Genomic DNA, 6028 nt, shown 5'->3' on the forward strand with positions numbered 1-6028 from the left:
CGTTGCTCCGGAGGCTGCCGGCCGTGCTGGTGGCCGGTGCCGCCGTGGGGGTGTGGTACCTGATCAGCATGGTGGTGCTGGCCGAGGACCGGCGCTTCCTCTTCCCGCCGCCGCACGACGTGGTGCGCGTGGGGTTCCTCGACGGCGACAACCGCGCCGAACTCCTCGACGCGCTGCTGCTGTCCGCGCAGGTCGCCTCGCTCGGGCTGCTCATCTCGGCGGCCGGAGCGATCGCCATGGCGATCCTGATGAGCCAGGCCCGCTGGCTGGAGCGCTCCCTCTTCCCGTACTTCGTCGTGCTGCAGGTGACGCCGATCCTCGCCCTGGTTCCGCTCTTCGGCTTCTGGTGGGGCTACGGGTTCTCCACCCGGGTGCTCGTCTGCGTCATCATCGCCTTCTTCCCCATCCTCACCAGCACGCTCTTCGGCATCCGCTCGGCCGACGCCGCGTACCACGACCTGTTCCGGCTGCAGAACGCGGGCAGGCTGACCCGGCTGTGGAAACTGCAGTTGCCCGCCGCGCTGCCGCACATCTTCACCGGGCTGCGCATCGCCGCCGGGATGTCCGTCGTCGGCGCCATCGTCGGCGACTTCTTCTTCCGTCAGGGGCAGCCGGGCATCGGCGTGCTCATCGACCTCTACCAGTCGCGGCTGCAGTCCGAACAGTTGCTCGCCGCCGTGATGCTCTCCTCGCTCTTCGGCGTGCTGGTCTTCTGGTTCTTCGGCTGGCTCGCCCGGATCGTCGTGGGGGGATGGCACCAGTCCGCGGACGAACCCGGCGCCAACGGCTGATCTCCACCGGCACGCCGCACGCCCGGGCGCCGTCTTCCCGGGGGCGAAAACCGGACGAAGGTTCGGGAAACCGGGTCCGGGCGGGTATGATTCCGCGCTGGCGACGGGATGGTGAACCGACCGGCGGGGGAGGGGAGATGGCGGGGTCAGTACCGGTGGCCGGCGGACGGCGCCTGCCCGGCGGCGGCACGGACCCCGGCCGGGGCGGTCCCACGATCCGGCGGATCGTCCTCGGCTCCCGGCTGCGCAGGCTGCGCGTCCGGCGCGGCGTCGGACTCGACGCGGCGGCCCAGGCCATCCGGGCGTCGGTGCCCAAGATGAGCCGGCTGGAGCGCGGCCAGGGCGGCTGCAAGGAGCGCGACATCGCGGACCTGCTGACGCTCTACGCGGTTACGGACCTCCGGGAGCGCGAGGCGTACCTCGCGCTGGCCCGCGGCGCCAACACCCCCGGATGGTGGCAGCAGTACGGCGATCTGACGCCGCGCTGGCTCGAAACGTACCTCGGCCTGGAAGAGGCCGCGACGCTGATTCGCGGCTACCAGTCCCACCGCGTGCCCGACCTGCTGCAGACCCCCGCCTACGCGGCGGCGCTGGCGCGGCTGACCTACCCGGACGACAGCGCGAACGCCGTCGCCCGCCGTGTCGATCTGCTGGAGCGCCGGCAGCAGGTGCTCGCCCGGCCCGATCCGCCGCGCTGCTGGCAGCTCATCGACGAGGGCGCGCTGCGCCGCAGCGTGGGCGGCCCCGCGGTGATGCGTGAGCAGATCCGCCATCTGCTCCGGCTGCACAGCCCCGAGTTCCCGGAGGTCGCGGTGCACGTCGTGCCGCTGCAGACCTCCGCCGCGACGGCGCTGGCCGGCTCGGTGACGCTGCTGCGTTTCGCCGAGGCGGACCTCCCGGACATCGCCTATCTGGAACAGCTCACCGGCGCGCTCTACCTTGACGATCCTGACGACGTCGAGCGGCACCGCCTGGCCGTCGATCGGCTGGCCGCGCCGGTGACGGAGCACACGAGCACCGACGCGTTCTTGCGGCGGGTCCTGCACACCACCTGACGGGCGCTCCCGCGCAGCACTCCGGCCCGGTGGAGCAGGTCTCCGCCGGGCTCTCCCCTTCTCCCGTACGGCCACGTGGGCCGGATCCGATCACCGTGCGCCACCGCCGTCCAAGCGCTCGGTGATAGCTGGATGAAATTTCATTTGTAAGTGCAGCCGCAAGCACACACACAAGTACAGTACGCAGAAGATCAGTTGGAGGGAGCAGCCATGCAGGTCGACAACGGTGTGCCCGCGGGCCGGTTGGGGGACGTCGAGTGGCGCAAGAGCCACTACAGCAACCCCAACGGCGAGTGCGTGGAGCTGGCCGGGCTCTCCGGCGGGGCGGTCGCGGTCCGTAACTCGCGGGACCCGCAGGGCCCCGCGCTGGTCTACGGCCCCGACGGGCTGGCCGCGTTTCTGAGGGCCGCGAAGGAAGGGGACTTCGACGACCTCGTCACCGGCCGCGGCCCGGCCGGCGCCTGACGGGAGCGCCCAGGGGATGTGCGGCTACGTGACGGGCTCGCCCGCCAGCGCAGCGACCCGGGCCGTGCCGTCGGCGCCGGCGGCGAGCAGACGCCCGCGCTCCACGGCGTACGCGCGCCCGAGGACGGCGCGCTCCTGCGCGGAGGCGCCGCGGCGCAGGGCGTTGAGGTGGACGCGCTCGCCCGCGGCGATGTGCGCGGCGGCGACCCCGCCCAGCAGGTCCAGCGCCGCGTCGAACTCCGCTCCGGCGAGGTCGTCCAGACGCAGCAGCACCAGCAGGGCGCGCGCGAGCGCCGCCGGGCCCTGCTCGCCGTCGTCGGGGCAGAGCGCGTACGCCACCGCGCCGTCGTCGGAGCGCGCCGCCACCCGGCCGGCCTCCGCGTGCGCGACCAGCAGCGCCGAAAATTCGCGCAGCACCGCCGAGCGGTCCGCCTCCTCGCTGCGCAGCGTGCTCAGCAGGTGCTCCACCCTGCGGTGGTCGGCCAGCACCAGGTCCACCACGTCCGAGCCCGGCGGCGGCGGGCTCTCCGCCGGCCGGGTCCAGCCGAACGTCAGACCCACGGCGTGGCGCCAGTTGGCGTACTCCGAGGCCCGCCGGCTCTCCGGCATCCGCGGCAGCCACTGCGCCGCCCGGTGCCAGTTGCGCCGCAGCCCCTCCAGGTCCGGCCAGTAACCGACCGCGAGCCCCGCCGCGTACGCCGCTCCCAGCGAGACCGTCTCCGCCATCATCGGCCGCACCACGGGCACGTCGAGGACGTCGGCGACGAACTGCATGAGCAGGTTGTCCGCCGTCATGCCGCCGTCCACGCGCAGGCCGGTCAGTGTCAGGCCCGAGTCGGCGTTCATCGCGTCCACCACCTCCCGGGTCTGCCAGCCCGTCGCCTCCAGCACCGCCCGCGCGAGGTGCCCCTTGGTGATGTAGGAGGTGAGTCCCGCGATCACGCCCCGGGCCTCGCTGTGCCAGTGCGGCGCGAACAGCCCCGAGAACGCCGGCACGATGTAGCAGCCGCCGTTGTCGTCGACCGTCTGGGCCAGCGTCTCGATCTCCGGCGCACTGCCGATGAGCCGCAGCCCGTCCCGGAACCACTGCACCAGCGAGCCCGTCACCGCGATCGAGCCCTCCAGCGCGTACACCGCGGGCTCGTCCCCGATCTTGAAGCCGACCGTCGTCAGCAGCCCGTGCCGGGAGGCGGCGGGCGTTTCGCCGGTGTTGAGCAGCAGGAAACTGCCCGTGCCGTACGTGCACTTGGCCTCGCCCGGCGCGAAACACGTCTGGCCGAAGAGCGCGGCCTGCTGGTCGCCCAGCGCCGCGGCGATGCGGATGCCGGGGACGACGGTGGTGGTCGTGCCGTACGTCTGCGTGGAGGAGCGGATCTCCGGCAGCATCGCCTTCGGCACGCCGAAGAAGTCCAGCAGTTCGTCGTCCCACGACAGGGTGCGCAGGTTCATCAGCATCGTGCGGCTGGCGTTGGTGACGTCCGTGATGTGCAGCCCGCCGGCGGGCCCGCCGGTCAGGTTCCAGATGAGCCAGCTCTCCATGGTGCCGAACAGCACGTCGCCGCGCTCCGCCCGCTCCCGCAGCCGGGGCTTGGTGTCCAGCAGCCAGCGGATCCGCGGCGCGGAGAAGTACGTGGCCAGCGGCAGCCCGCACAGCGCGCGCACCCGGTCCGCGCGGGGGTCCCGGGCGAGCCGGTCGGCCATCTCGTCCGTCCGGGTGTCCTGCCAGACGACGGCGCGGGCGGCCGGCCGGCCGGTGTGCCGGTCCCACAGCACCGTCGTCTCCCGCTGGTTGGCGATGCCGAGCGCGACGACCTGGGCGGCGTCGGCGCCCGCCTCCGCGAGGGTCTGCGGCACGATCCGGCACAGGTTCCGCCAGATCTGCACGGCATCGTGCTCGACCCAGCCGGGACGCGGGAAGTACTGCTTGTGCTCGCGCTGCACCACGGAGACAAGCCGGCCCTGGGTGTCGAAGAGGATGCACCGGGTGGACGTCGTGCCCTGGTCCACCGACATCACGTACCGCTGCACCACGCCGCCCCCGTTCCGTTCGTTCCGTCCGCCCGGTACCGTCCGCCCGGTCAGTCCGCTCCTTCGTCCGTGTTCCGCGTGGCCGTCACCGGCGGGACGCGCCCAGGTCCCGCGACACCGACCTGGCCGTGCCGAGCACCAGTCCCACCAGGTCCTCGCGCAGCATGCCGGAGCGCTCGCAGAGCCGCTCGGCCGGCCCCGAGATGCCGAGCGCCCCGACGACGAGACCTCCCGGGCCGCGCAGCGGAGCCGCGATCCCCGCCTCCTCCAGCCGCCGTTCGCCGCGCTCGCCGGCCCAGCCCGACTCGCGCACCCGCCGCAGCTCCGCGAGGATCACCGCCGGCGCGGTCAGGGTCCGCGGGGTCAGGGCGGGCGGGGGCGCGGCGTCCAGCGCCGCCGGGACGTTCACGTCGTACGCGAGGAGCACTTTGCCCAGCGCCGTCGCGTGCGCCGGCAGCAGGGTGGACACATCGAGGGTCTGCCGGGAGTCCCCGGGCCGGAAGACGTGGTGGACGACGAGGACCCGGCCGCCGGCGGGGACGCCGATGCGTACCGCCTCGCGGCTTCTGGCGGCCAGCCCGTCGGCCCAGTTCAGGGCGCGGGAGCGCAGCTCGTTGGCGTCGATGTGCCCGGAGCGGAGGTCGAGGAGCGAGTCGCCGATCCGGTACTTGCCGGAGTCGCGGTCCTGCTCGACGAACCCGACCTGCTGCAGCGTGCGCAGCAGCCCGTGCACCGTACCCTTCGCGAGCCCCAGCGACCCCGCGAGCTCGCTGACTCCGAGGCGGCCGGAACCGCGCGCCAGCAAGTGCAGTATCGCCGCCGCGCGTTCAACCGACTGAACCGGACCTGGCACGCGCCGACCATAAGCCTCCGTGCCCCGCGGTTGAAAGCGGGGTGCAGCAGATTCGTTCGACAATGTCGGCGGTGTGTCGTTGACGGCGGGAGGACGCGCTGGTCATGTACTCAGCACGGGCCGGGGTGCCGGCGCAGCGGCACGGTCCCGGCGACCGACGTGACGTTTCGGAGCAGGAGCAGACCGTGACCGATGATGACAGCGCCCCCTCCCCGCAGCGCCCCGGCCCGTTCATTGCGGCTATCGATCAGGGGACGACTTCGAGCCGGTGCATCGTGTTCGACACCGATGGCCGGATCGTGTCGGTGGACCAGAAGGAACACGAGCAGATCTTTCCCCGGCCCGGCTGGGTCGAGCACGACGCGCTGGAGATATGGCGCAATGTCCAGCAGGTCGTCGACGGTGCCGTCGCCAAGGCCGGCATCACCTCGGCGAACGTCAAGGCCATCGGGATCACCAACCAGCGCGAGACCACCCTGCTGTGGGACAAACACACCGGCGAGCCCGTGGCCAACGCCATCGTCTGGCAGGACGTACGCACCGCCGAACTGTGCCGCCAGCTCGGCGGCACCGAAGGCCAGGACCGCTTCCGCGCCACCACCGGCCTGCCACTGGCCTCCTACTTCGCCGGCCCCAAAATCCGCTGGCTGCTGGACAACACCCCCGGCCTCCTCGCCCGCGCCGAAGCCGGCGACATCCTCTTCGGCACCATGGACTCCTGGGTCATCTGGAACCTCACCGGCGGCCCCGGACGCGGCGTCCACGTCACCGACGTCACCAACGCCTCACGCACCATGCTCATGAACCTCGAAACCCTCGACTGGGACCCCGACATC

6 protein-coding genes are annotated in these 6028 nt (G+C 72.5%); 4 read left to right on the forward strand and 2 right to left on the reverse strand.

The genetic code is table 11. From position 1 onward, the window contains the following. The first annotated feature begins 2 nt into the window (after positions 1 to 2). The 3 genes from I003_RS0131185 to I003_RS0131195 all read left to right on the forward strand — a co-directional run bounded on the left by I003_RS0131185 (position 3) and on the right by I003_RS0131195 (position 2311). Positions 3 to 791 (forward strand): ABC transporter permease, encoded by a 789-nt coding sequence (locus tag I003_RS0131185; RefSeq protein WP_486584494.1) that lies wholly within the window; start codon positions 3 to 5, stop codon positions 789 to 791. A 155-nt stretch (positions 792 to 946) separates the two neighbouring features. After that, positions 947 to 1846, forward strand: coding sequence for a Scr1 family TA system antitoxin-like transcriptional regulator (locus I003_RS0131190; RefSeq protein ID WP_027775008.1), 900 nt, complete (start codon positions 947 to 949; stop codon positions 1844 to 1846). Positions 1847 to 2056: 210 nt separating this feature from the next. Next, positions 2057 to 2311, forward strand: coding sequence for a DUF397 domain-containing protein (locus I003_RS0131195; protein ID WP_027775009.1), 255 nt, complete (start codon positions 2057 to 2059; stop codon positions 2309 to 2311). A gap of 24 nt (positions 2312 to 2335) precedes the next feature. On the opposite strand, the gene glpK is transcribed toward I003_RS0131195, so the two are convergent. Both glpK and I003_RS0131205 read right to left on the reverse strand, forming a co-directional pair. Next, positions 2336 to 4342 carry a glycerol kinase GlpK gene (glpK, locus tag I003_RS0131200; protein ID WP_027775010.1) on the reverse strand — a complete coding sequence of 669 codons (2007 nt, stop codon included), beginning with the start codon at positions 4340 to 4342 and terminating at the stop codon, positions 2336 to 2338. 82 nt (positions 4343 to 4424) lie between these two features. After that, a complete protein-coding gene (locus tag I003_RS0131205; RefSeq protein ID WP_027775011.1) occupies positions 4425 to 5192 on the reverse strand; it encodes an IclR family transcriptional regulator in 768 nt (255 codons plus the stop codon). 185 nt (positions 5193 to 5377) lie between these two features. Between I003_RS0131205 and I003_RS0131210 the strand changes: the two genes are divergently transcribed. Next, the coding region (locus I003_RS0131210; protein WP_486584495.1) for an FGGY family carbohydrate kinase at positions 5378 to 6028 on the forward strand (651 nt) is incomplete at its 3' end.

It is taken from the genome of Streptomyces sp. CNQ329 (genome assembly GCF_000482585.1).

Bases quoted from the DNA above. Each gene is read 5' to 3' on its own strand.
- I003_RS0131195 (WP_027775009.1), top strand. From the start codon at position 2,057: ATGCAGGTCGACAACGGTGTGCCCGCGGGCCGGTTGGGGGACGTCGAG.